This is a genomic window from Microbacterium hanjuni (assembly GCF_043556395.1).
In the GTDB taxonomy this organism is placed as follows: domain Bacteria; phylum Actinomycetota; class Actinomycetes; order Actinomycetales; family Microbacteriaceae; genus Microbacterium.
Genome location: NZ_JBIGIK010000002.1, coordinates 791,156 through 814,122, shown reverse-complemented (window position 1 = coordinate 814,122; position 22,967 = coordinate 791,156). Strand labels below are relative to the sequence as shown.

At 68.9% G+C, this 22,967-nt stretch carries 22 protein-coding genes; 7 read left to right on the top strand and 15 right to left on the bottom strand.

Translation table 11 applies throughout. The annotated features are described in order from the left end of the window. Positions 1-15 precede the first annotated feature (15 nt). Positions 16-468: a MarR family winged helix-turn-helix transcriptional regulator gene (locus ACFXP5_RS11660; RefSeq protein WP_394544727.1), complete on the top strand. Its 453-nt coding sequence runs from the start codon at positions 16-18 to the stop codon at positions 466-468. Next, complete coding sequence (locus ACFXP5_RS11655) at positions 465-1,793, top strand: MFS transporter (protein ID WP_394528441.1); 1,329 nt, start codon at positions 465-467, stop codon at positions 1,791-1,793. Before ACFXP5_RS11660 ends, ACFXP5_RS11655 begins: the two co-directional genes overlap by 4 nt. 38 nt (positions 1,794-1,831) lie before the next feature. On the opposite strand, the gene ACFXP5_RS11650 is transcribed toward ACFXP5_RS11655, so the two are convergent. Beyond that, positions 1,832-3,091 carry a D-arabinono-1,4-lactone oxidase gene (locus ACFXP5_RS11650; RefSeq protein ID WP_394544726.1) on the bottom strand — a complete coding sequence of 420 codons (1,260 nt, stop codon included), beginning with the start codon at positions 3,089-3,091 and terminating at the stop codon, positions 1,832-1,834. Positions 3,092-3,402: 311 nt separating this feature from the next. On the opposite strand from ACFXP5_RS11650, the gene ACFXP5_RS11645 reads away from it, so the two are divergent. Then, positions 3,403-3,552: a hypothetical protein gene (locus ACFXP5_RS11645; RefSeq protein WP_394528444.1), complete on the top strand. Its 150-nt coding sequence runs from the start codon at positions 3,403-3,405 to the stop codon at positions 3,550-3,552. A gap of 47 nt (positions 3,553-3,599) precedes the next feature. On the opposite strand, the gene ACFXP5_RS11640 is transcribed toward ACFXP5_RS11645, so the two are convergent. The 7 genes from ACFXP5_RS11640 to ACFXP5_RS11610 all read right to left on the bottom strand — a co-directional run bounded on the left by ACFXP5_RS11640 (position 3,600) and on the right by ACFXP5_RS11610 (position 8,877). Continuing rightward, complete coding sequence (locus tag ACFXP5_RS11640) at positions 3,600-4,391, bottom strand: SGNH/GDSL hydrolase family protein (protein ID WP_394544725.1); 792 nt, start codon at positions 4,389-4,391, stop codon at positions 3,600-3,602. Between the two features lies 1 nt (position 4,392). Then, complete coding sequence (locus tag ACFXP5_RS11635) at positions 4,393-4,521, bottom strand: hypothetical protein (RefSeq protein ID WP_394544724.1); 129 nt, start codon at positions 4,519-4,521, stop codon at positions 4,393-4,395. After that, positions 4,521-5,549, bottom strand: coding sequence for an alpha/beta hydrolase (locus tag ACFXP5_RS11630; protein ID WP_394544723.1), 1,029 nt, complete (start codon positions 5,547-5,549; stop codon positions 4,521-4,523). The genes ACFXP5_RS11635 and ACFXP5_RS11630 overlap by 1 nt, the downstream gene beginning before the upstream one ends. A 40-nt stretch (positions 5,550-5,589) precedes the next feature. Next, positions 5,590-6,411, bottom strand: coding sequence for an alpha/beta fold hydrolase (locus ACFXP5_RS11625; protein ID WP_394528448.1), 822 nt, complete (start codon positions 6,409-6,411; stop codon positions 5,590-5,592). 44 nt (positions 6,412-6,455) lie between these two features. Continuing rightward, positions 6,456-7,307: an alpha/beta fold hydrolase gene (locus ACFXP5_RS11620; RefSeq protein ID WP_394544722.1), complete on the bottom strand. Its 852-nt coding sequence runs from the start codon at positions 7,305-7,307 to the stop codon at positions 6,456-6,458. A 117-nt stretch (positions 7,308-7,424) separates the two neighbouring features. Further along, the gene (locus ACFXP5_RS11615) at positions 7,425-8,399 is read right to left on the bottom strand and encodes a GlxA family transcriptional regulator (RefSeq protein ID WP_394544721.1); all 975 of its coding nucleotides are present in this window, start codon (positions 8,397-8,399) and stop codon (positions 7,425-7,427) included. A 43-nt stretch (positions 8,400-8,442) separates the two neighbouring features. Beyond that, complete coding sequence (locus tag ACFXP5_RS11610) at positions 8,443-8,877, bottom strand: hypothetical protein (protein WP_394544720.1); 435 nt, start codon at positions 8,875-8,877, stop codon at positions 8,443-8,445. 119 nt (positions 8,878-8,996) lie between these two features. Between ACFXP5_RS11610 and ACFXP5_RS11605 the strand changes: the two genes are divergently transcribed. Together ACFXP5_RS11605 and ACFXP5_RS11600 are read left to right on the top strand one after the other, a co-directional pair. Then, on the top strand, positions 8,997-9,575 hold the full coding sequence (locus ACFXP5_RS11605; protein ID WP_394544719.1) for a TetR/AcrR family transcriptional regulator: 579 nt from the start codon (positions 8,997-8,999) through the stop codon (positions 9,573-9,575). Then, positions 9,568-10,788 carry a family 1 glycosylhydrolase gene (locus tag ACFXP5_RS11600; protein WP_394544718.1) on the top strand — a complete coding sequence of 407 codons (1,221 nt, stop codon included), beginning with the start codon at positions 9,568-9,570 and terminating at the stop codon, positions 10,786-10,788. Before ACFXP5_RS11605 ends, ACFXP5_RS11600 begins: the two co-directional genes overlap by 8 nt. Here the strand turns inward: ACFXP5_RS11600 and ACFXP5_RS11595 are convergent. The 3 genes from ACFXP5_RS11595 to ACFXP5_RS11585 all read right to left on the bottom strand — a co-directional run bounded on the left by ACFXP5_RS11595 (position 10,772) and on the right by ACFXP5_RS11585 (position 14,536). Further along, a complete protein-coding gene (locus ACFXP5_RS11595) occupies positions 10,772-11,617 on the bottom strand; it encodes a transglutaminase family protein (protein WP_394528454.1) in 846 nt (281 codons plus the stop codon). The genes ACFXP5_RS11600 and ACFXP5_RS11595 overlap by 17 nt on opposite strands. Positions 11,618-11,753: 136 nt before the next feature. Further along, positions 11,754-12,686: an alpha-E domain-containing protein gene (locus tag ACFXP5_RS11590; RefSeq protein WP_394528455.1), complete on the bottom strand. Its 933-nt coding sequence runs from the start codon at positions 12,684-12,686 to the stop codon at positions 11,754-11,756. Further along, positions 12,680-14,536 carry a circularly permuted type 2 ATP-grasp protein gene (locus ACFXP5_RS11585; RefSeq protein ID WP_394544717.1) on the bottom strand — a complete coding sequence of 619 codons (1,857 nt, stop codon included), beginning with the start codon at positions 14,534-14,536 and terminating at the stop codon, positions 12,680-12,682. The genes ACFXP5_RS11590 and ACFXP5_RS11585 overlap by 7 nt, the downstream gene beginning before the upstream one ends. A gap of 182 nt (positions 14,537-14,718) precedes the next feature. On the opposite strand from ACFXP5_RS11585, the gene ACFXP5_RS11580 reads away from it, so the two are divergent. After that, positions 14,719-16,254 carry a molybdopterin-dependent oxidoreductase gene (locus ACFXP5_RS11580; protein ID WP_394544716.1) on the top strand — a complete coding sequence of 512 codons (1,536 nt, stop codon included), beginning with the start codon at positions 14,719-14,721 and terminating at the stop codon, positions 16,252-16,254. A 495-nt stretch (positions 16,255-16,749) separates the two neighbouring features. Next, positions 16,750-19,011, top strand: coding sequence for a helix-turn-helix domain-containing protein (locus ACFXP5_RS11575; RefSeq protein ID WP_394544715.1), 2,262 nt, complete (start codon positions 16,750-16,752; stop codon positions 19,009-19,011). Here the strand turns inward: ACFXP5_RS11575 and ACFXP5_RS11570 are convergent. The 4 genes from ACFXP5_RS11570 to ddaH all read right to left on the bottom strand — a co-directional run bounded on the left by ACFXP5_RS11570 (position 18,986) and on the right by ddaH (position 22,610). Next, positions 18,986-19,468: an MmyB family transcriptional regulator gene (locus tag ACFXP5_RS11570; protein WP_394528462.1), complete on the bottom strand. Its 483-nt coding sequence runs from the start codon at positions 19,466-19,468 to the stop codon at positions 18,986-18,988. The two genes, ACFXP5_RS11575 and ACFXP5_RS11570, sit on opposite strands and share 26 nt — an antisense overlap. 25 nt (positions 19,469-19,493) lie before the next feature. Then, positions 19,494-20,351, bottom strand: a complete 858-nt coding sequence (locus ACFXP5_RS11565) for an MmyB family transcriptional regulator (RefSeq protein ID WP_394544714.1) — start codon at positions 20,349-20,351, stop codon at positions 19,494-19,496. A gap of 166 nt (positions 20,352-20,517) precedes the next feature. Beyond that, positions 20,518-21,735 (bottom strand): ornithine--oxo-acid transaminase, encoded by a 1,218-nt coding sequence (gene rocD, locus ACFXP5_RS11560; protein WP_394544713.1) that lies wholly within the window; start codon positions 21,733-21,735, stop codon positions 20,518-20,520. Beyond that, positions 21,732-22,610 carry a dimethylargininase gene (gene ddaH, locus ACFXP5_RS11555; protein WP_394528465.1) on the bottom strand — a complete coding sequence of 293 codons (879 nt, stop codon included), beginning with the start codon at positions 22,608-22,610 and terminating at the stop codon, positions 21,732-21,734. Before ddaH ends, rocD begins: the two co-directional genes overlap by 4 nt. Positions 22,611-22,967 lie beyond the last annotated feature (357 nt).

The window sequence follows — 22,967 nt, the reverse complement described above, 5'->3', positions numbered from 1 at the left end:
ATGCTAAGTATTCGAATGACTGCGTCGACGACTCCCCCCGACTCCACGCCCGATCTCGGCTCGGCCGCCTCCGATCTGCGGATGGCGACGTTCCGCCTGGCTCGGCGACTGCGTGCTCAGCGCGCCGTCGACTCGATGAGCGACGGCCAGTTCGCCGTGCTCGCGGCCCTCAAGATGCACGGGCCGCACACCCTCAGCGAACTGGCCGCCCGCGAGCGGGTCACGGCCCCCTCGATGAATCGCACCGTGAACAGCCTCGAGGAGGCGCAACTGCTTTCGCGCACCCCGTCGGACGACGACCGCCGCAAGATCGTGGTCGCCCTCACCGACGAGGGCCGGGCCGTCGTGGAAGAGACCGCGCGGCGCCGCGATGCGTGGTTGGAGTCCGCCCTCGGCGAGGTGTCCGAGCCCGAGCGCGAGACCCTCGCCCGCGCCGCCGAGATCATGCGAAGGATGGCCGACCGATGAGCAGCATGTTCCGTTCGTTCTCCGTCTTCAACTACCGCGTGTGGTTCATCGGCGCCGTGGTGTCCAACATCGGCGCGTGGATGCAATCGACCGCTCAGAGCTGGGTGGTCCTCACGCAGCTGACCGACGGCGACGCCGGCGCGATGGGTCTGACGATGGCGCTGCAGTTCGCTCCCCCGCTGCTGCTGGTGAGCGTGACCGGTTGGGTCGCCGACCGGTTCGACCGACGCAAGCTCTTGATGCTCACCCAGTCGGTCATGATGATGCTCGCCGTGGCACTCGGCATCCTGGTGCTGACCGGAGTGATGACCCTCCCCCTGATGTACGGGTTCGCCCTCGCCCTGGGCGTCGTCACCGCCTTCGACAACCCGGTGCGTCAGGCCTTCGTGTCGGACCTCGTGAAACGCGAGCACGCCTCCAACGCCGTCGCGCTCAACTCGGCGTCCTTCAATACCGCCCGCCTCATCGGCCCGGCCGTCGCCGGGGTGCTCATCGTGGTGGTCGGGAGCGGCTGGGTGTTCCTCGTCAACGCGACGACGTTCCTGGCCATGCTCGGGGCCCTGGCGGTGCTGCGCCCGCACGAGTTCATCCCCCGCCCCAAAACGCTGGGTCGCTCGCGCCTCGCGGACGGGTTCCGCTACGTGCGCGGTCGCCCCGACCTGCTCGTGATCTTCGTGATGGTCTTCCTGCTCGGCGCTTTCGGCATGAACTTCCCGATCTTCGCCTCCACGATGGCGCTCGAATTCGGCCAGGGGGCCGACGGGTTCGGCCTGCTGAGCTCGATCTTGGCGATCGGTTCGCTGACCGGTGCGCTGCTGGCGGCGCGCCGCGATCGCGCGCGGCTGCGTCTCGTCGTGCTCGCGGCGGGCGGCTTCGGCCTCGCGATGCTCGCATCCGCCCTGGCGCCGACGTACCTCTTCTACGCGCTGTCGCTCGTGCTCGTCGGGTTCGCCGCGGTGACGATGCTGACGACCGCGAACGGTTACGTGCAGACCACGACCGACCCGGCGCTGCGGGGCCGCGTGCTCGCGCTGTACGTCGCGATCCTGCTCGGCGGCACGCCCGTCGGAGCGCCGATCGTCGGGTGGATAGCGACGGAGTGGGGCACCCGTTCGGCCATCCTGGTCGCAGCCCTCGCCGCCTTCATCGCCTGCGGGATCGGGACGACGTGGATGCTGGTGTCCGGCCGCCTGCACCGCGACGCCGAGCGGCGCTTCCGCCTCACCCTCGACGAGACCCGACCGCTGACGGTCATCGAGGACGCGGTGCCCGAGGAGTTCAGCGACGAGGTCGCCGCCACGACGCCGGTGCGCCTCCCCCGCTAGGTCGCCCCGCCGCCGACTCGGCGGCGGATGCCGCCGACTCAGCGCGGGAGGCGGGCCCCGACGCGTTCCAGGTGCCCGTTGACGAAACGGCCCTCGGGGTCGAGGCGCTCGAACACCGCGCGCGCGTCGGCGATGCGCGGATGCACGGCCGCGATGCGTTCGGCGTCGAACCCGTGCACCTTTCCCCAGTGCGGGCGCGCCGCGAACGGGGCGAGCGCCGCCTCGATGTGCGGGAGCACCTGGGCGACCTCCTCGGCCCGGTCATGCCAGGTGAAGTGGATGGCGAGGAAGTCGCGCTGATACGCGGGACTCAGCCACAGCTCGTCGCGGGCCGCGGTGCGCAGCTCGCTCACCACGAGGTGCGGACGGATGAGGGGGGCGAGCTTGCGCACGGCGCGAAGAGCGGCCGGCGCGTCGGCGCGATCGACGAAGTACTCCGACTGGATCTCGGCTCCGAAGGAGGGCTCGCGATCCAATCGGAAGTGGGGCAGCCGCAGCATCCATGGTCCTGGGACGCCCCCGAGCTGCGTCACGTTGTCGTCGCTCCCGAGCGGGGAATCGTGGGCGTCGAGGGCGCCGTCGAGGAGGGTCGTCGCCACCTCGAGGTCATCGGATCCGAGGCGCGTCTTGACCCACACGTAACCGACCTCGTCGCTTTCCCAGTGGGTGAACACCGAAACGCTGTAGCCGGCCGACGTCACGGCGTCGAGGTCGGCGAGGAGCGCCGCCCACGTCACGCCGGAGTAGATGTCCTGCCGCACGCGGTAGGTGGGCTCGATTGCGAGGGTCACCTCGGTCACGAGTCCGAAAGCACCGAGTCCGACCGCCAACACCGGGAAGTCCGCGTCGCCGGGTTCGACCACCCGCACCTCACCCGCGGCGTCGACGTATTCCAGCTTACGCACCGCGGTCGTCAGCACGCCGTTGCCGACACCCGAGCCATGGGTGCCGGTAGCGGTGGCACCGGCGACGGAGATGTGCGGCAGCGACCCCATGTTGTGCAGCGCCCACCCCTCCGCTTCGAGGGCCTGGGCCACGAGACCGTAGGACCGGCCGCCGGGCACCCGCGCGACCCGCTGCGCGGCGTCGATCTCCACCTCGCCCGCGAGCTGGGTCATGTCGATGAGGGTGCCGGCCGTGTCGGGGAGGTCGGTGAAGGAGTGTCGCGAGCCGAGCGCGTGCAGGCGTCGGCCACTGCCGCGCACCAGGCTCACGAGCTCGTCGAGGTCACGGGGTGCAGCGCGTTCCGGCGCCCGATAGCGGTAGGTTCCCGCCCAGTTGCTGGCGTGTTCGGTCATGCGGCGGCCTCCCCGTCGAGATGCGCGGAACCGACCGCGCTGGGCTATCGTACGGGGCCGCGCGGGCGGGTGGCCCTCGGCCGCTCACCGCTCGGCGCCCTTCCTTGGCCCGCGGCTGCTCCCCTGTCACGTTCTGCGGGTTGCACCCCCCATTTGCGACAGGGGAGCGGCGCTCTTGTTGCTCCCCTGGCACGTCGTGCGGGTGTGACCCACCATTCGCGACAGGGGAACAGCGGCGACGTCGGCGCTACGCCGCCGCTCGCCTCCGCAAGGGGTGTGCCGGGCCGCGACATCGGTCGTAACGTCGAGGCATGAGCAACACACCCGAGAACGGTCAGACTCCCGCTGAAGACGATGCCCCCCTGGGCGGCAGCGACGCCACGGAGGCCGGGCTGGAGGCGGACAACGAGGTCGAAGAGGACATGCTCCGCGCGCTGAACCCGAACGACGCCCCAGCCTGACAGGAGTCACGTGGTTGCATCGGGCGTCGTCCGTAAAGTGTCGAGGGTCACTCCAGCCGACGGATGAGCATTTCGGCTACCGCCGCCATCCCGGCGGCATCCGGATGGTACGGCGCCCCGCCGCGGAGCGACAGGTGGAACCGCCGCGTCCAGGCGGCCGACGACCAGGCGTGATGTTCGCGCGAGAGCTCGCCGACGTCGAGGAAGACGCACCCCTCTGCGGCGGCGACAGAGGCGAAGGTCCGGGTCAACCGGGAAGCCACCTCTCTTCCCCACCGGGTCAGGTCGCCCCGCGGCGATGAGCGGAGCACCTCGAGCCGGCGATCGTCGTTGGACTGCGCGGGGAGGATCGTGAGGTAGTCGACGAGCACGATCTCCGCCTCGGGGGCCCGCGCATGCAATTCACGCACGATGCTGGCCAGGCTTGTGGACAGGGCTTGGAATCGCCGGTCCGTCGCCGTCGGGTCGGTGAACTGAGCCACCCGACGGCGGAAGACCGGGAGCGCCCGCAGCGGCCAGGGGAGGCTCGCGAACGTGAGGGCCGGCAGGTAACCGATGTCGTTGCCGCCGGCGGTGATCGTGACGAGCCGGGTGTCAGCCGTCACCGCGTCGATCTGGGCCGTGCGATGACGCGTGCCACGGAGGATGTCTTCGGTGGTTGCGCCTGAGAAGGTGACGTCGCGCAGTGACAGGCCGAGCCGGGCGGCGACGAGGTGTGCGTAATTGCCGGCGGAGCGACCCGATGCGCGGGGCGCGCCAGCGGCCCGGGGTTTCAAGCCGGGGCCTGCAGCGAAGGAGCTGCCCATCGCCACGTAGTCGGCGCCGCGGGGGATCGCCATTTCAGCGACCCTCGAACACGAGCAGGGCGTAAGTGACGGTGGTCGTGAGGGCGGCGATGAGAAGCCACACCGCCACGATCACTCCGCGGCGGATGCGGCGGTGTGGGGCCGAGTGATCGGGGATCGTCATCAGGGTTCCTCCTTAACAGGACCCTCGGTGGTGACTCGGACGAGAAAACCGAGGGTCGCGTCGAGCGCGGTCTGCGCCTGGGGCTGCGAGAAGTCGAACTGATACTCGTGCCCCAGGCCGTCTCCCGTACCGTCCCAGAACAGCGTCGTCACCGCGACGGCGCGCTGATCCAGCGCAGACGCGAGCTCGATGGCCTGAGTGCGGAACGGGTCGGCGTCGCCCACGCTGAGGAAAGTGGGCGGGAACGCCGATGTTGCGGTGTTCGTGGTCGACAGGTCGTCGATGGCGGGGTACCTCGTCCAGTCGCGGTAGCCGGTGTAGGCCCACAGATAAGTGCGCAACGCCGGAAATCCCGTGCTGCCGACGGTCTGCATGTCGTACAGGCCGCAGAACAGGATGACCCCGCGAAGCTGAGCCGGCTCGAGCGCCGGGGTCGTGCGCAACGACGCCGCCAGCTGCGGGTTCGTCTCGAGGGCGGCAACCTCGCTCGCGATCTGTGCGCCCGCCGAGTCTCCCCCGAGAACGATGTTGCCCGGGTCTCCGCCGTAGTCGGCCGCGTGCTGGACGAGGTACCCCAGCGCCGCCTCGGCCTGAAGGACGGGCACCGGATGCTGAGACCCGGGCGCGAGCGAGTAGTCGAGGTTCGCTACCACGTAGCCATGGCTTGCGAGGATCGTGACGTAATCGGCCACCGTGTCGGCCGAGCTGGAGATGAATCCTCCGCCGTGGATCCAGAGAACCACGGGCAGCGGTACGGCACCTCCCGCTGCGGGCCGCGAAATGGTCAGGCCCGCTGGTGGGGCCGACGGTGTCGGGATCGTGATCTGTTCGCTGGTCGAGACGGACTCGCTCAGCGCGTCGAACCCGGCCGGGCCGGTCACCTCGGGCTTAGCTTCGAAAACGGCCTTCACGATCGCCGCCCCTGGCTGCACGGATAGCCCGTACGTGCCGAACGCTGTCGCCAACCCGGCGAGCAGCGCGGTCATCGCGAACCAGACCCGGCGAACCCACACCTTCTGAGGCTTCATCTGCTTCTCCCGTGCGGGTTCGCCGGCCGATTCGGTCGGGTCAGGCCCTGATGAAGTCGAGGATGTCCTGATCGAGCTCCTTCTGGTAGTCGCCGTAGATTCCGTGGGGGCGCCCCTTGTAGACCTTGAGCGTGCCGTTCTTCACCAGGGCGATGGCCTTCTCCGCTGCGGCGGCGATCGGAACGATCTGGTCATCATCCCCATGGGCGATGAAGAACGGTGCGTCGATCGCTTTGAGATCCTCGGTGAAATCCGTCTCGGAGAACGCGGCGATGCAGTCGTAGGCGGCAGCGACGCTCACTTCCATGCCCTGGCGCCAGAAGTCGTCGATCTGACCTTGCGACACCACCACCCCCGCACGGTTGCCTCCGAAGAACGGAATGGCGAGGTCTTTGTAGTACTGCGAGCGGTCGGAGATGACTCCGTCGCGGATCGCGTCGAACACCGCGATCGGTGCACCTTCCGGGTTGTCCGGGGTGTTCAGCATCAACGGCGGGACGGCGCCGGCCGTGATGACTTTTGCGACGCGATCCTTGCCGTACCTGGCGGCGTACCGCACAACCTCACCGCCGCCGGTGGAGTGGCCGATGAGGATCAGGTCATGGAGGTCGAGGGCCTCGACGAGGTCGTTGAGGTCGGCCGCGTAGTGATCCATGTCGTTGCCGGCGTACGTCTTGCTGGAACGCCCGTGACCGCGCCGGTCGTGGGCTATGGCCCGGTAGCCCGCGTCGGCGAAGAGCTTGAGCTCGAGCGCCCAGGCATCGGAGTTGAGTGGCCAGCCGTGGCTCAGAATGATGGGCTGCCCCTCCCCCTGTTCGATGTAGTAGATCTCGACGCCGTCCGAGGTGGTGATGTAAGGCATTGTTCTCTCGTTTCCGGTGGGTTGGTGTGCGGGGGTGTCGGGCGTTACTCGCCGAGGAAGGCGAGTGTCTGGCGAGCCGCTTCGTCGGCGTGCTGGAAGATCGAGCCGTGCGAGGCGTCCGGGTAGATGTGGATGGTGGCGTTCGGCAGCAGCCCGGCGAGTGTGTAGCTGGCTCTCGTGGGGATCATGATGTCGTTGTCGCCCTGCAGGATGAGCGTGGGCTGGCGCAGTTCGGCGAGCCGAGCGACCGCGCCCCAGTCTCGGACGCCCCACTTCAGCACGGCCTCGTATTGGGCGTTCTTCGCCTCCAACGACGGCTGCTCGTCCCGCCCGTCCGCCCAGCCGTAGATGCGGCCGAGCGACTCCTGTCCCGTCGCTTGGCTGGTGTCGGTGTGGGCATAGAAGACATAGAGCACACCGGCCGGGCCGGTCTCGTCGGCCACCACGGCATCCTCGACGTCTTTGCTCCAGCGCTCCATCCCCGGCGCACCCTTCGGACCGGTGCCGGCGAGGATGAGACGGCGCACCATGTCAGGCTCCGAGAGTGCGATGTCCTGGGCGACGAAGCCGCCCAGCGAGAAGCCGAAAAGATCGACCCTGGTCAGACCGAGAGCGAGGATGAAGGCGATGGCGTCATCGGCCATCTCTTCCACCGTGCTCGGGGCCGTTCCGCTGGTCGAGCCGATGCCGGTGTTGTCGAAGAGGATCACGTCGCGTTCGGCGGCGATCTGGTCGACGAGCCGGGGGTCCCAGTTGTCGATATTGCCGCGGAAGTGCTGGAGGAACACCACCGGGATGCCGGTGCCCGTGCCGAAGCGGCGGTAGGCGTAGGTCACGCCGTTCGCTGCTTCGAGGTACGCGAGCGGGGTTTCCACGAGTCCGTGGGGTGTGGTCATGAGCGTCTCTTTCGTGGGATCTTCGTTGCGTCGACGATGTCTTCGACGGTGTAAAGATTGCTCCTCCACTCCCCGCGACCGAACCGCTGCTGCGGACGGGAATGCCACAGATCCGGACTAGCTCGCGAGCCGTCGTGGCCCGTTCTGCAAGAAACGGCGTTGATATCGCTGTGGGGACATCCGGAGTCTGTTGACGAACACCCGCCGCAGCGATTCGGGGGAGCCGAAGCCCGCGAGTTCGGCGGCCATGGTGACGGACTGACCCGCATCGAGGTGGGCTTTCGCGAGCTCGAAGCGAATGAGCTCCACATATCGGCCCGGTGTGGTCTCGAGCTCCTCATGAAACAGTCGTGTCAGATGCCGGGGGCTCACCCGGGCGATACGCGCGAGGGAGGCGAGCGAATACGCCGCCGTCGGGTCGGCCTTCACCCGGTCGGTCACGGCTCGAAGAGCCGGAGTCGTCGGAACGGGGCTCTCCAGGGCCCTGGAGACCTGTGATTGGCCACCTGCCCGCTGCATGTAGACGACGAGCGAACGGGCTACCGTGCGAGCGAGCTCGGAGCCGTGATCCTCTTCGAGCAGCGACAGCGCGAGATCGATGCCCGCCGTGACGCCGGCCGATGAGTAGATGTCGTGGTCTTTGACGAAGATGAGATCGGGCTCGACGGCCGACTCGGGAAAGCGGCGTGCCAACTCTCCCGCGTGCTTCCAGTGCGTCGTCGACCGCCTCCCGTCGAGCAGGCCGGCCGCCCCGAGAACGAAGGCTCCCGTGCAGATCGATGCCACCCGACCGGCTCGAGCGGCCAGGTACCGGGTGGCGGCGGCGAGCTCGGCCGGAACCGGGGTGTGCGGGAAGGGCTCGCCTCCCGCAATCAGCACCGTGTCCCACCGTGCATCATCGAACGCTGATCCGTCGGCCGACACCTGCACTCCGATGGAAGTGCGAACCCCTGCCCCATCGACGGTCAGCATCGAGATGCGGTAGTCGCCGCCCGAGAGATTCGCTTCGGCGAACACCTCCGACGGCCCCGCGATGTCGAGCATTTTGGCACCCTCGAAGATCAGGAAGCCGATCGTGTGCGGCGAGGACACAGCGCGCTCCTTCTGACGGGCGTGGATGACGGAGGCGGGACGATCAGTTTCCGGCCGAGAGTCGACCGATCTCGGCACGCGCTGCGCCGACGATCTGATCATTGGTCTGAGCGTGTCCCCACAGACCCCATCCGCCAGGGACCGCTTCGGTGAGCAGAACCCACGTGCGCTCCGACAGGCCGGGATCCCCGGCGGCCGTCGCGACGATGGCTGTGAGCTGCGAGACCACCGCGATCTGCTTGTCGCGGTCCAGCGCGCCCGCATTCGTCAGCACCTGCACCCGCACGTAGTTGGTGTCGCCGTCGACGTTGGCGAGGTCACCCTCGGGGAGGTCATGCACGAACGCCGCGGTGTTCTTGTGGAACATCGGGATATCGGGGACCTCTTCGATCGCCTTGACGGCGGTGGCGAGATCGATCGCGAGCTGGTGCTTGTCGGCGAACGTTCCGGCGGTTGCGTAGATGTCGATCATCGGCATGGGGTTCTCCTTCTCTCGAGCCCCAGCTTGAACTATGCAGCTCGTCATAGTCAAGATGAATTATGATGACTTCCATATCCGGTGGATGAGCCGGCGAAGACGACGGTGGAGGCGGCCTGGTGGCGAAAGACACGCGTCAGCAGATGATCGACGGCACGGTGCATCTCCTCGCTCGAGGCGGTTTGCAGCAGACCTCGTTCGCGACCGTCCTCGAACACACCGGCGCGCCCAGAGGGTCGATCTACCACCACTTCCCGGAGGGGAAGGATCAGCTGGTTTCCGAGGCGGTCGCCGCGTCGGGGGCTCGTTCCATCGCCATGATCCGAGCGTGGCAGGGGGAACGGGCCGAGGTCATCGCGCAGCGGTTCTTCGCCGCCTGGAGACTCCTATTGACGAGCACGAACTTCAGCGCGGGTTGCGCGGTCGTCGCCGTGACCACGGCGACGGAGTCCACCGATGTGCTGAAAGACACCGCCGACGTCTTCCGTACGTGGAGGGAGGAGCTGTCGTCCCTCCTGGTGGAAGGCGGCCTCTCCGAAGCTCAGGGGCCCGGCACCGCGGCGATGCTCATCGCCGCCGCGGAGGGGGCGGTGGTGATGAGCCGGGCCGAACAACGCATCGACCCCTTCGATCTCGTTTCCGCAGAGATCCTCGCGCGCATCGCCTCGCTGACCGGAAGTGAGGGCGGAGATGAGTGAACGGGCAACCTCCGCGCCGGGCCGTACCGAGATCGGCCTGGACCGGCTGCGGCCGGGATTCCTCTGGGGAGTGTCGGTGGGCGCCCACCAGACAGAAGGAGGCAACCTCGCAAGCGACTGGTGGTACCGGGAGAACCAGAAGAACTCCGGTATCGCCGAGCGATGCGGGGACGCCGTAGACAGTTACCACCGCTACGACGAAGACCTCGCACTCACTCGTTCAGCTGGGTTCACCGACTACCGGTTCGGCATCGAATGGTCGCGGATCGAACCCGCGGACGGCTTCATTTCGCTTGCGGAGGTCGATCACTACGTCGGAATCGTCCGGACCGCGACCAGTCTCGGACTCCGGCCGATGCTCACCCTCAACCACTTCACACTCCCGCTCTGGTTCGCTGCCCAAGGCGGGTGGTTGAGTGAGGGCGCCGAGGAACGCTTCCTCCGGTACATCGACGCCGTGGCTCCGATCATCGCGGCCGGCGCATCGTCCGTGATGACAATCAACGAGCCGAATGTCTACGCGGTGCTCGATCGGTTGAACGATGCCCCCGGTGGTCTCGCCGGCGGCCTCCCCGAGCCCGATCCGCGCATGACCGCGGCCCTGATCCACGTGCACCGCGCGGCGGTGGCGCGGCTTCGCGCGAATCACCCCGGTCTCTCCGTCGGCTGGGGGGTTTCGACCCAGGACTATCGAGCAGCTCCGGGTGCGGAGGAACAGGCGGATCGGTACGCCGAGCCTCGCGATCAGGTCTTTTTGAGGGCGAGCACCGGAGACGACTTCGTCGGGGTTCAGACGTACACCGGCGGAATCGTCGGAATCGATGGCAAGCCCATCATCGACCCCGCCGCCCGCCGCACACTCAACGGGTGGGAGTTTCTCCCGGACTCGCTCGGCGGCGCGATCCGCCGCGTCTCACGAGTCGTTCCCGACGTACCCATCATCGTCACCGAGAACGGCGTCGCGGTGTCCGACGACGCCGCTCGCATCGAGTACACCGCGGAAGCACTCACATCGATGGTGGGCGCCATCGACGACGGGGCGGACGTCCGCGGCTATTTCCATTGGAGCCTGCTCGACAACTGGGAGTGGGGCCACTGGGAACCGACCTTCGGCCTCGTCGCGGTCGATCGTCGGACCTTCGAGAGATCACCGAAGCCGTCGCTGGCCTGGCTCGGCGCCCTCGCCGCCCCAGGGGTCACATCTCGCGGGTGATGGTGACCGTGACGTTGAGGGCGGACTTCGACGGACCGGCGTAAACGCCGCGTAGCGGCGGCACGTCGTTGTAATCACGGCCGCGGCCGACCAGCACGTGGCGGTCGCCGATCTCGATGTTGTTGGTGGGGTCGAAGCCCTGCCAGTCGCCCGCGAACCATTCCACCCAGGCGTGGGACTCCCCCGTCACCGCAACGCCTACCTCGGCGTTGGGGCGCGGGTGCAGGTACCCCGAGACGTAGCGAGCCGGGATGCCGACTTCGCGCAGTGCGCCCAGCGTTATGTGGGCCATGTCCTGGCAGACACCCTTGCGCGCCACCCAAGCGTCGGCGGCCGTGGACTGCACGCTCGTGACGCCGGTCATGTACTCGACGGCGTTGCCGATGGCCTCCGCGATCGCGTGCGCCGCCCGACCGGGGTGGTCGTGGTCGGCGGCGATCGAACGGGCGAGCTCGGCCACCTCGGCGTGCGGTCGGGTACGGACGGTCTGCGTCATCTGCTCGACGGTCTCGATCGACTGCTCGGCCGCGGCGGCGAGGTCGTCCCAGCTCAGGTCGGCGTGCGTGATCGGACGCGGACGCACCTCGACGAGCGAGCGCGCGGTGATCTGGAGTTCGCCGTGCGGGGAGAGCACATCGAAGGCGCTCACCCGGGTGCCGAAATAGTCCACGTACTGGTTCACGGAGGTCGACGGCTCGATGTCGAGGGATGAACTGAGCACGAACTGACTATCGGTCGAGACCGGCAGCATCCGTGCCTCGTTGTACGACGCCGAAACGTCGCCCTGATAGGCGAACCCGGTCGAGTGCTCGATGCGCAGTCTCTTCATGATCGCCTCCGCCCGCAGTGGTGACGCCGCACCGGTCCCTGAGCGAGGCGGGGGTGACGCCGCCCCGGCCCCTGAGCGAGGCGGGGGTGACGCCGCCCCGGTCCCTGAGCGAGGAGCGTAGCGACGAGACGAAGGGTCACGAGATCTCCCCGATCCAGCTGGGCTCGGCCTGCGCGGGGAAGAAGCGGTGCCGGATGGCCTCGGAGGCTTCCCGGGTCACCTTCTGCACGCGCTTCATGTGGCGGGGTAGCTCGGTGAGCACGTCGCTGATGGGGCTGTACTCCAGGTCGTTGCGGATCTGACCGAGCGCGCGCAGCACGGTGTTGGAATGGCCGACCCGATCGGCCCGCGGGTCGATCGCGCTCATGCACTCCTCAGCCCGCTGGATCGAGTAGATGACCGAGCGGGGGAACAGCCGGTCGAGCAGCAGGAACTCCGCCGCGTTGTGCGCACTGGGCATGCCGCGGTAGGTGCGCAGGTACGCCTCGTAGGCGCCGCAGGATCGCAGGATGGTGGTCCAGGAAGGCCCAGATGCCTGCGTCAACGACCGCGTCGCCAGGAGTCGCGCGGTCATGTCCGCCCGCTCGATGCTGCGACCGAGTGTGAAGAACTGCCACGCCTCGTCGCGGCTCGTCGAGGAGTCGACGATGCCCACGGCGAGCGCGGAGCGCTCACGCACCCAGCCGAAGAATTCGTGCACCTTCTCGGTCTGCAGCCGTCGAGGCATCCGAGAACTCGTCGTGTTGAGGGCCTCCCACAGCTCGGTCGAGACGATCTCGCGAGCGCGCCGGGCGTTCTCGCGCGCGGCGGTGAGGGAGTACGCGATGCTCGCCGGGTTCATGCGATCCACGGCGAGGCGCTGCAGCACGTCTTCGCGGCGCACCGCCTCAGGACCCTCGGGGTTGGTCGAGCCCATCACGCTGAGGAGCGAGCGGCAGGCGGTGTTCTCGTCGATCCACGGATCCTCGAGCAGCAGCTGCAGGTGCACGTCGAGGATGCGGGCGGTTCCGTCGGAGCGCTCGATGTAGCGGCCGATCCAGAAGAGGCTCTCCGCGATGCGGCTCAGCATCCGATACCTCCTGGCGCTTCGTCTCGTCGCTGCGCTCCTCGCTCAGCGGGCGGGGCCACCCCGGACGACGGAGCCACCCCGGACGGCGAAGCCGACCCGGACGCTGAGCGAGCGGAGCGAGACGAAGCGCGCCTCGGCGCGGCGACCTCGGCCTGCTGTTGCTGCTGCTCGGCCTGCGGCCCGTGTTCGGGGTCGGCCTGCTGCTGCTGCTCCTGCTGTTCGCTGCGGCTGCGGGGCCGGTCGTGCGGCGAGACCACGGGCGTCGGCTGACCGTCGTAGATGATGGGGATGGATGCTGTCACGGTCGAGGCCTGATCGGCCACGAGCCCGGCGAGTCCATGCCCCTGGCCGTACTCCACGTGCGACGGGGCGGAGCCGCCCACGATCCAGGTGTCCTTGGATCCACCGCCCTGGCTGGAATTGACGACCAGCTGCCCCTCGGGAAGCGCGACCCGGGTGAGCCCCCCGGGGAGCACCCACACGTCTTCCCCGTCGTTCACCGCGAACGGGCGGAGGTCGGCGTGGCGGGGGCGCATCCCGTCTTCGACGAGCGTCGGGATGGTGGAGAGCATGACCACGGGCTGTGCGATCCAGCCCCGAGGGTCGGCGCGCAAGCGCTGGCGCAGCTTGTTCAGTTCGGCGGGCGAAGCATCCGGTCCAACGACCAACCCCTTGCCCCCCGATCCGTCGACCGGCTTCACGACGAGCTCGTCGAGGCGGTCGAGCACCTCCTCGAGGGCGCCGGGATCTTCGAGCCGCCAGGTGTCGACGTTCTTGAGGATCGGCTCTTCGGCGAGGTAGTAGCGGATGAGGTCGGGCACGTAGGTGTAGACGAGCTTGTCGTCGGCGACACCGTTGCCGACGGCGTTGGCGATGGTGACGTTGCCCAGGCGCGCGGCGAGCATGAGCCCCGGGGCTCCGAGCATCGAGTCGGCGCGGAACTGCAGCGGATCGAGGAACTCGTCGTCGACACGGCGGTAGATGACATCCACGCGCTGCGGTCCACGCGTGGTGCGCATGAAGACCTTGCCGCCGACCGAGAGCAGGTCGCGGCCCTCGACCAGCTCGACGCCCATGAGACGTGCGAGCAGGGTGTGCTCGAAATAGGCCGAGTTGTAGACGCCGGGCGTGAGCACCACGACGTTCGGGTCCTCGATCCCGGGCGGGGCGGAGGCGCGGAGGGCGGCGAGCAGCTTGTTGGGGTAATCCCCGACAGGGCGCACCTGCATCGAGACGAACAGTTCAGGCAGCGTCTGAGCCATCACGCGTCGGTTGGAGATGACGTAGCTGACCCCGGACGGCACCCGCACGTTGTCCTCGAGCACCCGCATCTCGCCGTTCTCGTCGCGGATGAGATCGATGCCTGACACCTGGATGCGCACGCCGTTGGCGCTGCGGATACCCGCCGCCTGACGGTAGAAGTACTGCGACGACGAGATCAATCGCGCCGGGATCACTCCGTCGCGCACCGCGTGCTGATTGCCGTAGGCGTCGTCGAGGAATGCCTCGAGCGCGCGGACACGCTGCTTGACCCCCGCCTCGACCCGCGACCACTCGTCGAAGGTGATGACGCGGGGCACCGCGTCGAGGGGGAACGGACGCTCTTCGCCGGCGAAATCGAACGTGACGCCCTGGGCGAGGTAGGAGCTCGCGAGCGAATCCGTGCGACCGCGCAGCTCTTCCTGGGTCATCTGCGCCAGGGCCTGATAGAGCTCGCGATACGCGTCGCGCGACTGGGCGGGTTCACCCGGGTGAGAGGGGTGAGCGAACATCTCGTCGAACGCGGGGACGCCCGACGCGGTCTTGCGCGGCGCCAGCGTGGAGCCGTAGCCGTCGAACAGGTCGCCCATGCGTCGAGCCTAATGCGCGCCATGTTGCCGCGATGTTTCCGCCGCGTGGGGGCTCGCATCCGTCGAGTCGACACCCCACCGCCGAGACGACACCGGTTCAACGTCGGCGGAGTGTCGCCTCGGCGGCCCGATGTCGACTCGGTCACGGCCGCCGCCCCTCCTAGCGCGCGTACGCTGAGCGCATGGCGCGCACGTCCTTCTCCCGCTTGGTGACACCCGCGCTCGCCGGTGTCGCCGCGGTCGTGGTCGGCGTCGGCGTCGGCGAGTTGCTGGCGGGTCTGTTCGCCCCGGCATCGAGCCCCTTCGCGGCGGTCGGAAGCGCGCTCATCGACCTCGCTCCGCCGTTCGCGAAAGAGACCGCGATCGCCCTGTTCGGCACGGACGACAAGACCGCGTTGATCGTGCTGATCGGTCTGGTCGCGATCGTTCTGGCCGCGGTCGGAGGTGTGCTCGAAGCCCGACGTCCGCCGTGGGGCCGCGTGCTGGCTGTCGCGTTCGGCGCGGTGGGTGCGGTGGCCGCGGCCACGCGAGCCGATGCGTCGCTGCTCTCCTGGGCTCCGTCTCTCGCGGCGGGCGTCGTCGCGGCGATCGCGCTGCGGATGCTGATCCGGAGGCTGCCGACCCAGCCCCGCGACGACGCACCGAGCGATCCGGACCGGCGCCGTTTCTTCGTGTGGGCGGGAGCCACCGCTGCCGCGGGCGTGCTGCTCACCGTCGCCGGCAACGCCGTGCGCGCGGGCTCGCAGGTGGTCACGGCCGCGCGCGACTCGCTGCGCCTGCCCTCCCCCGCCACGACGGCGCCCCCGGTGCCGGCCGGAGCCGAGCTCGGTATCGACGGGCTCGCCCCCGTCGTCACCCCGAACGCGGATTTCTACCGCATCGATACCGCCCTGATCGTTCCGCAGATCGACCCGTCCACGTGGTCGCTGCGCATCCACGGCATGGTCGATCAGGAAGTCACCCTCACCTGGGACGAACTGCTCGCCCTGCCTCTGGATGAGAGCACGACGACCCTGACGTGCGTGTCGAACGAGGTCGGCGGGAACCTCATCGGCAATGCGGTCTGGCTGGGCTTCCCGATCCGCGAGCTGCTCGCCCAGGCCGGTCCGACCGCCGACGCCGACATGGTGCTCTCCCGCTCCACCGACGGGTTCACCGCCTCCACCCCCCTCGAGGTGCTCACCGACGATCGCAACGCGATCCTCGCCGTGGGGATGAACGGCGAACCGCTGCCGACCGAACACGGATTCCCGGTGCGGATGGTGGTTCCCGGGCTCTACGGATACGTCTCCGCGACGAAATGGGTGACCGAACTCGAAGTCACCCGCTTCGACCAGGCGACGTCGTACTGGACCGACCGCGGATGGTCGGAGCGAGGACCCATCAAGCTCGAATCCCGCATCGACGTGCCCCGCCCCGGCACCTCGGTGTCAGTCGGAGACTCGGTCATCGCCGGTGTCGCCTGGCAGCAGCACGTCGGCGTCTCGGGCGTGGAGGTGCAGGTCGACGACGGCGACTGGGAGGCGGCCACGCTCGCCTCGGCGATCAGCGACGACACCTGGGTGCAGTGGAGTCTCCCCTGGAGCGCGACGTCCGGCTCCCATACGATCCGCTGCCGCGCGACCAACGCCGACGGCGAAACCCAGACGTCGGCCGTTGCGAACGTCATCCCCGACGGCGCCACCGGGTGGGACGCCGTCGAGGTCACCGTCCGCTGATCCGGCAGCCACGCGACCAGCGACGACGTGCTGAGCCCGCCCACGGTCCCCCGCGAGGAGTTTCGGCCGGTAAGAGGAATTTCCCCGGGCGGAGAGTCCTCCTCCCGGCCGGAAGTCCTCCGGCGGGGCGAGGCCAGCATCCAACTAGGAACTCCTCCGGCGGGGCGGCGCCAGCATCCAACTCGGACAATCGGGCGAACTCGGTGCGAATCGGGGACGGATGCCACCGAGTAGGGCCGATTCTCCGATTCCGCGGAGGAGTATCGGCCGAGGAGAGGAGTTTTCCGACCGGAGAGTCCTCCTCCCGACCGAAACTCCTCCTGCGGGGCGGGGCCAGCATGCCGCCTCGTTGCGCGCCGGCGGGAAGAACTCGCGTCGCTTTCGAGTTGCACCGCACGCGGAAGAGGCCGAGAATGTGCCCGACCGACCCGACCATCGCGATACGACGCCTTCGGCGATCCTTCGAGGTGGCGGTCAACGTGCTGGGGAGAACGAGTGGCCGACAATGAGCGTGCAGCCGACCTGATCCGGCGACTGCGCGCGGACGCCGGCATGACGCTGGAGCAGCTGGCGGAGGCGGCCGGCGTGAGCGTGCGCGGCATCAGCGATATCGAGCGCGGCGTGACTGTCGCCCCGCGAGCAGCCACGCTGCGCGCGCTGGCGGGCGGCCTCGGGCTCGACGAGGCGGCGACGGCGAACCTCGTGCACAGCTCCTCCTCCGCCCTGCAACCCCCCGCGGACCTGCTCGAGGGCATCCGGCCGCCTCGCCTCGCCGATTTCGTCGGTCGCGACGAGGAGGTCGCACAGCTCGAAGCAGCACTCGCACGACCCGGCGCTGTCGCGGTGATCACGGGGCCGGCGGGTTTCGGCAAGACGTCCCTGGCGATCGAAACGGCGGCCCGCCTATCGCCCGACTCCGATACCGCCTTCGTCGAGGCCTCCAAAGCGGGTCGCGATCCCCTCACGCCCCTGGAGGTGATCCGCAGCATACTGATGCAGATCGATGACGACATCGTGGAGCCGCAGCAGCATCTCGCCGCGGCGATCGCGCGGTGGTCTCTTATCGCGGCGGCGAAACGTCCGGTGGTGATCCTGGACAACGTCGCCACCGAGGACCAGGTGCGACCGGTGCTCACCGCAGCGGAGCGCGGCGCGATCCTGGTGACCTCGCGGCGCACGATCGCAGGGCTCGAGGCGACCACGCGCCTCAGCCTCGATTCGTTGCAGCACCGCAGCAGCGTCGAATTCCTCGAGCGCGTCATCCCGGCTGCACAGCGCACGCGGGAGCAGATCTCCGAGCTCGCGGCGATCTGCAACGGCGTACCCCTCGCGCTGCGGATCGCGGCGAATCGGATCGCGAGCCGTCCGGCCACGACGGCGGGCGATTACGTCGCGAGAATGCAGTCGGAAGAGCGGCGCCTCGCCCTCCTCGTCGCCGGTGACCTCTCCGTCGAGGCCGCCTTCGCCCCGTCGTACGCCGATCTCGGAGCCTCGCAGGCCGCCCTCTTCCGTTCGCTCGCCCTCATCGATTCGACCGCCTTCGACGCCACGACCGCCGCCGTCGCCGCCGGGATATCGGTGAGCGAGGCGGAGGACGGGCTGGAGACCCTCGTCGATCTCAGCCTCGTGGAATCCCGAAGTGGCAGCCGTTATCGCTTGCATGACCTCGTGCGCCTCATCGCCGCTTCGCGCTTGCAGCTCGACGACCCCGCCGTCGTCGAGGGGGCACGCGAGCGGCTGACCTACTGGCTACTCGCCTGCGCCTTGGAGGTTGCCAACGCCTGGATGTCCCCCACGGGTCGCACCCCGATCCCCGAGCACTGGAAGGTCCCTGGGGCTTCGATCACGGTTCTCACTCCTGGCCAGGAGTTCTCGCGCAACTGGGTGATCGTCGAGGCGGCGAACTGGCGTCCGGCTCTGCGGCGTGTCGCTGACAGCGGCGATCACGAATCCGTCGACCTCGTGGTGGGCGGTCTCCAGCCGGTATCCCAAGCCACCGCGGAATGGGACGGCTGGCATGATCTGAACGAACTGGGGCTGCGCTCGGCCCGCGCGCTCGGCGATCCGCGGATCATCGCGCGTCATTCGGCGTTCCTCAGTTGGACCTGGATGCTGGAGCGCGGAGACCCCGTCGCGGGGTTTGCAGCGGCTGAGGAGTCCCTCCGCCTCGCCGAGTCGGTCGGTGACGAAGCGCTCATCTCGACCGCCAGGGTCGCCACCGCATGGATCTGCCTCGCGACGGGGCAGGTGCAAGCGGGGCTGGAGCACGTCGAGGCGGCCTTCGCCGGGCTTTCCGGCCCCGAGCACTACGGAGCGCTGCTCCAAGCGCGCGCTCTCGAGGCGTCCTTGAGACGCGCGCTGGGCGACTTCGAATCCTCAGCCCAGGCGTCCTCTGAGATCCTCGAGGTCACCACTTACACGCCCTCCGGGGACGACGAGTGGGAGATCAACGTGACCCGGGCGTTGGCCCTCGAGGAGAACGCCCGGGCGAACATCGCCCTCGGCCGGCTCGACCGGGCAGAGCCATCACTCGACGCCCTCTTCCGCATCGGCGAGTCGCACCGCATGGACCTCCCCATCGCCCGCGCGCGTTCGCTGCGCGCCGCCCTCCGAATGGCGCAGGGCGACCGCGATGCCGCAGAGATCGAGGTGGCCGCCGTTCGGGCCATCACCGGAAAGTACCCGGGCAACCCTCACGCCGAGATGATCGCGGCTGAAGTGGAGGGGCTGCTCAATCGTCAGCCCCCGTCCAGATGATCAGAGTGTCCGACGACGACCCTCCGAGGGGGAGGGCGGTCTGCAGCAGCCGGACGGCGCCGAGGGAGGGATGGTCGAACGAGACCACCGAGGCAGGAGTGTCGCGGGATTCTTGAGCCCACGTCTCGGTGAACGCATCACTGCCCGCCGCGAGCTCTCCCAGCAGGTCGAGAAAGTGCGAGTCCTCGGAGTGGCGGGCGATCGATGACCGCAGGGCCGACGCCGTCGCCTCGTACCAGGGCGCGCGCTCGACCCCGGTGTCGGGCGGGTCGTCGAGGAAGACGAACCGGCTGATGTTGACACCCGGGCGGAAGTACGGGTGCAGCAGCCGCGCACGTGCGGTCGAGCCGATGATCGTCAAGTAGCGGTCATGCGCGACGATGGCCACCTCGGGCAACGAATCGAGCACCCTCAGGAGGGCGGACCGCAGCGGGTCCGAACGGTCTGCGTCGCTCACGACGGTTCGCCCCAGCCCGCGGCGATCACGCGGTCCGCTGGAGGTCTGCGAGGGAGTGTGAACCCGACGCGGGCTGTGCCGCCCTCAGCATCCTGACCGCATCCGCGGCCGTCGACCCGGGCTCGGCGTGCAGAACGGTGAGGACATGGTTCTCGTCTCCCGTGAGTGAAAGGCACTGCTGTGTGAACTCGACGTGCCCGAAGCCCGCCACATCGAGCCGCAGGGTGCCGGCGCTGAGCGGGGCGGCCTCGTGGGCGGCCCAGAGGCGGCGGAACTCGGGAACCCGCATCGAGAGGAGGCCCACGATGTCTTGCAGCATCGGGTCGTGCGGGTCGCCGTAGAAGCGCAGCGCGGAGACGAAGCGTCGCGCCGACTTCTCCCAATCGAGGTCGGAGGAGCGCCAGTCGCGGCTGAAGACTTTGAGCACCAGGTTCGAGCCCGCGGAGACCGAGCCGGGCAGGATCGCCTCGGCGAGGTCGTTGCGGAACACCACGCGCATGTTGCGGTCGGTGAAGTACGCCGGGGTGGAGGTCCACTGCCCCATGAGGCTCGCCAGGTTCGACTCGATCGCATCGCGCAGCTCGGGCGGCTCGGTGGGCCGCAGGGATCCGGACTGGATGCGCACGAGTCGGGTCATGTACTCGAGACCGCCGGCGTCGAGACGCAGAGCGCGCGCGAGGGCCCGCAGCACCTGGTCGGAGGGATGGTGTCCCCGCCCTCGTTCGAGGCGGAGGTAGTACTCGGTGCTGATGCCGGCGAGCTGGGCGACCTCGTCCCGGCGCAGTCCCTGCACACGTCGTACCGACAGAGTTCGGATACCCACTTCTTCGGGCCGGATCTCCGCCCGTCGGGCCCGGAGGAAATCACCAAGAGGCGAGTCCACGGGTACACCTCGCATTCTGCTTCCAGCCCGCCCATCGCGTGCCGGTGTTCGCATACTCAGCGAAGCAGCGGCCGAGGCGGCAGACCAGGAAGAGAACAGGCAGTTTGCCGCCTCGCAGGCGGTTTCTGCGCCGACGGGGCAGAACGCTTCGAGCGGATGCTGCCGCTCAGGCGCCGAGCACGTGCTTGAGCTGTTCGACCGCCCAATCCAACTCGGTCGCCCGGATCACCAGCGGCGGTGCGATGCGGATGGTCTGACCGTGGGTGTCTTTCACCAGCACCCCGCGCGCCAGCATCCGTTCGGCGATCTCTCGACCCGTCCCGCGCGCCGGGTCGATGTCGACGCCTGCCCACAGGCCCGCGACGCGCACGCCGGTGACGCCATGACCGACCAGCTCGTCGAGCTTGACAGCGAGGTGCTCGCCCAGCGCCGTGGCCCGCTTCTGGAACTCGCCCGAGGCGAGCATCTCGACGACGCGCACCCCGACGGCCGCGGCCAGGGGGTTTCCGCCGAAGGTGGAGCCGTGCTCGCCCGGCTGGATCACTCCGAGCACATCGCGGTCGGCGACGACGGCCGACAGGGGGAGGATGCCCCCGCCGAGCGCCTTGCCGAGGAGGTAGAGGTCGGGGACGACGCCCTCGCGGTCGCACGCGAAGGTCGTGCCGACGCGCCCGAGACCCGACTGGATCTCATCGGCGATGAAGAGCACGTTGTTCTCGGTGCAGATCTCACGCACCGCGCGGAGGTATCCCTCGGGAGGGATCACGACACCCGCTTCGCCCTGGATCGGCTCGAGCAGAACGGCTGCGGTGTTCTCATCGATCGCGGCGGCGATCGCGGCGGCGTCGCCGTACGGCACGTGCACGAATCCGGGCGCGTAGGGGCCGAAACCATCGCGCGCCGAGGGGTCGTCGCTGAAGCCGACGATCGTCGTGGTGCGGCCGTGGAAGTTGCCGTTCGCCACGACGATGGTCGCAGCGTCGGGCGCGATGCCCTTCACCCGGTAGCCCCAGGCGCGGGCGACCTTGATGCCGGTCTCGACGGCCTCGGCGCCGGTGTTCATCGGCAGCACGAGGTCTTTGCCGCTCAGCTCGGCGAGCGCGGTGGCGAAGGCCCCGAGCTGGTCGTTGTGGTAGGCGCGGCTGGTCAGGGTCAGACGATCGAGCTGCTCACGGGCGGCGACGACGATCGCCGGGTGCGAGTGACCGAAGTTGAGCGCCGAATAGGCCGACAGCAGGTCCAGGTAGCGCTTGCCCTCGACGTCGGTGACCCAGGCTCCCTCACCGCGGGAGATGACGACGGGCAGCGGGTGGTAGTTGTGCGCGAGGTGGGCGTCCTCCTCGGCGATGATCCGCTCGGTGGCGGCATCGACGGAGAAGCTCACCGGGTGCCTCCGCGCAGCTCCAGGGTGCAGCACTTGATGCCGCCGCCGCCGAGCAGCAGCTCGGACAAGTCGACGAGCACCGGGTTGTAGCCGCGCTCGCGCAGCTGGGCTTCGAAGCCCTTCGCCCGCGGGGAGATGAGCACGTTCAGGCCGTCGCTGGCGGAGTTGAGCCCGAACACCGCGCCGTCCGCGTCGTCGACGAGGATCGCGTCGGGGTAGCGCTCGGCGAGGATGCCGCGGCTGCGTTCGTCGAAAGCGCCCGGGAGGTACGCGATGTTGGCGCGCTCCACGCCGCCGGGTCCTTCCACCGGGTCGAGCACCGAGATGGCGGTGTCGAGGTGGTAGAAGCGGGGATCGGTCAGCGTCAGCGACACGACCTCGCGGCCGAAGACCTCGCCGACCTCGCGGTGGCTGTCGCCGGTCGAGCGGAAGCCGGTGCCGGCGAGGATCGTGTTGCCGACGAGCAGGAAGTCGCCTTCGCCCTCGTTGACCTCCACCGGGTCGGCGACGGTGTAGCCGTGGTCGCGGAACCAGTCCATGAACGCGGGACCCTCGGCGGCGCGCTCGGCGAAACGGAACTTCGCGCCGTACGCGACGTTGTCGATGACGAAGCCGCCGTTGGCGGTGTAGACCATGTCGGGCAGACCGTCGATCGGGTCGATGAGCTCGACCTCGTGGCCGAGGGCGAGGTAGGTGTCGTACAGGGTCTGCCACTGGCGCACGGCGAAGCCGGTGTCGGTGGGCAGGCTCGGCTGCATCCAGGGGTTGATGCTGTAGCTCACGGTGAAGTGCTCGGGGCGGCACATCAGGTAGTGGCGGTGCTGCGCGATGCGCGCGGACTCGGTGACCGGTGCGGCGGATTCCTGGGTGGACATGGTGCTCCTCAGCGAAGGGGCGGCGGACGCTGTCCACTGGCCCGGCGGCGCGCTACGTCCGCCCTCTCCCGAGGGTGGACCAGCGAGACAGACCCGGGCACGCCGTCTCCATTGTGCACCCGCACCCGCCCAGGCGGCGAGCGCACACAGCATCCTCTCCCCTGCTTCTCCCCCCTCCTCGTCCCTACTCCTCTCCTCGCGTCCTCGCCTCCTCGTCGAGACCGCACGTACTCGGCGAGACCGCACCTCGTCGCGCTCGACAACGTGTTCGTTCGACGAGAACGCACGTTCTGGGCGAATGGGGGCGGGCGACGAGATGCGGGGCAGGGCAAAAGGGGTTGGGGCCGGGCGCGAGGC

Bases quoted from the DNA above. Each gene is read 5' to 3' on its own strand.
- ACFXP5_RS11660 (WP_394544727.1), top strand. From the start codon at position 16: ATGACTGCGTCGACGACTCCCCCCGACTCCACGCCCGATCTCGGCTCG.
- ACFXP5_RS11655 (WP_394528441.1), top strand. From the start codon at position 465: ATGAGCAGCATGTTCCGTTCGTTCTCCGTCTTCAACTACCGCGTGTGG.
- ACFXP5_RS11650 (WP_394544726.1), bottom strand. From the start codon at position 3,091: ATGACCGAACACGCCAGCAACTGGGCGGGAACCTACCGCTATCGGGCG.
- ACFXP5_RS11645 (WP_394528444.1), top strand. From the start codon at position 3,403: ATGAGCAACACACCCGAGAACGGTCAGACTCCCGCTGAAGACGATGCC.
- ACFXP5_RS11640 (WP_394544725.1), bottom strand. From the start codon at position 4,391: ATGGCGATCCCCCGCGGCGCCGACTACGTGGCGATGGGCAGCTCCTTC.
- ACFXP5_RS11635 (WP_394544724.1), bottom strand. From the start codon at position 4,521: ATGACGATCCCCGATCACTCGGCCCCACACCGCCGCATCCGCCGCGGA.
- ACFXP5_RS11630 (WP_394544723.1), bottom strand. From the start codon at position 5,549: ATGAAGCCTCAGAAGGTGTGGGTTCGCCGGGTCTGGTTCGCGATGACC.
- ACFXP5_RS11625 (WP_394528448.1), bottom strand. From the start codon at position 6,411: ATGCCTTACATCACCACCTCGGACGGCGTCGAGATCTACTACATCGAA.
- ACFXP5_RS11620 (WP_394544722.1), bottom strand. From the start codon at position 7,307: ATGACCACACCCCACGGACTCGTGGAAACCCCGCTCGCGTACCTCGAA.
- ACFXP5_RS11610 (WP_394544720.1), bottom strand. From the start codon at position 8,877: ATGCCGATGATCGACATCTACGCAACCGCCGGAACGTTCGCCGACAAG.
- ACFXP5_RS11600 (WP_394544718.1), top strand. From the start codon at position 9,568: ATGAGTGAACGGGCAACCTCCGCGCCGGGCCGTACCGAGATCGGCCTG.
- ACFXP5_RS11595 (WP_394528454.1), bottom strand. From the start codon at position 11,617: ATGAAGAGACTGCGCATCGAGCACTCGACCGGGTTCGCCTATCAGGGC.
- ACFXP5_RS11590 (WP_394528455.1), bottom strand. From the start codon at position 12,686: ATGCTGAGCCGCATCGCGGAGAGCCTCTTCTGGATCGGCCGCTACATC.
- ACFXP5_RS11585 (WP_394544717.1), bottom strand. From the start codon at position 14,536: ATGGGCGACCTGTTCGACGGCTACGGCTCCACGCTGGCGCCGCGCAAG.
- ACFXP5_RS11580 (WP_394544716.1), top strand. From the start codon at position 14,719: ATGGCGCGCACGTCCTTCTCCCGCTTGGTGACACCCGCGCTCGCCGGT.
- ddaH (WP_394528465.1), bottom strand. From the start codon at position 22,610: ATGTCCACCCAGGAATCCGCCGCACCGGTCACCGAGTCCGCGCGCATC.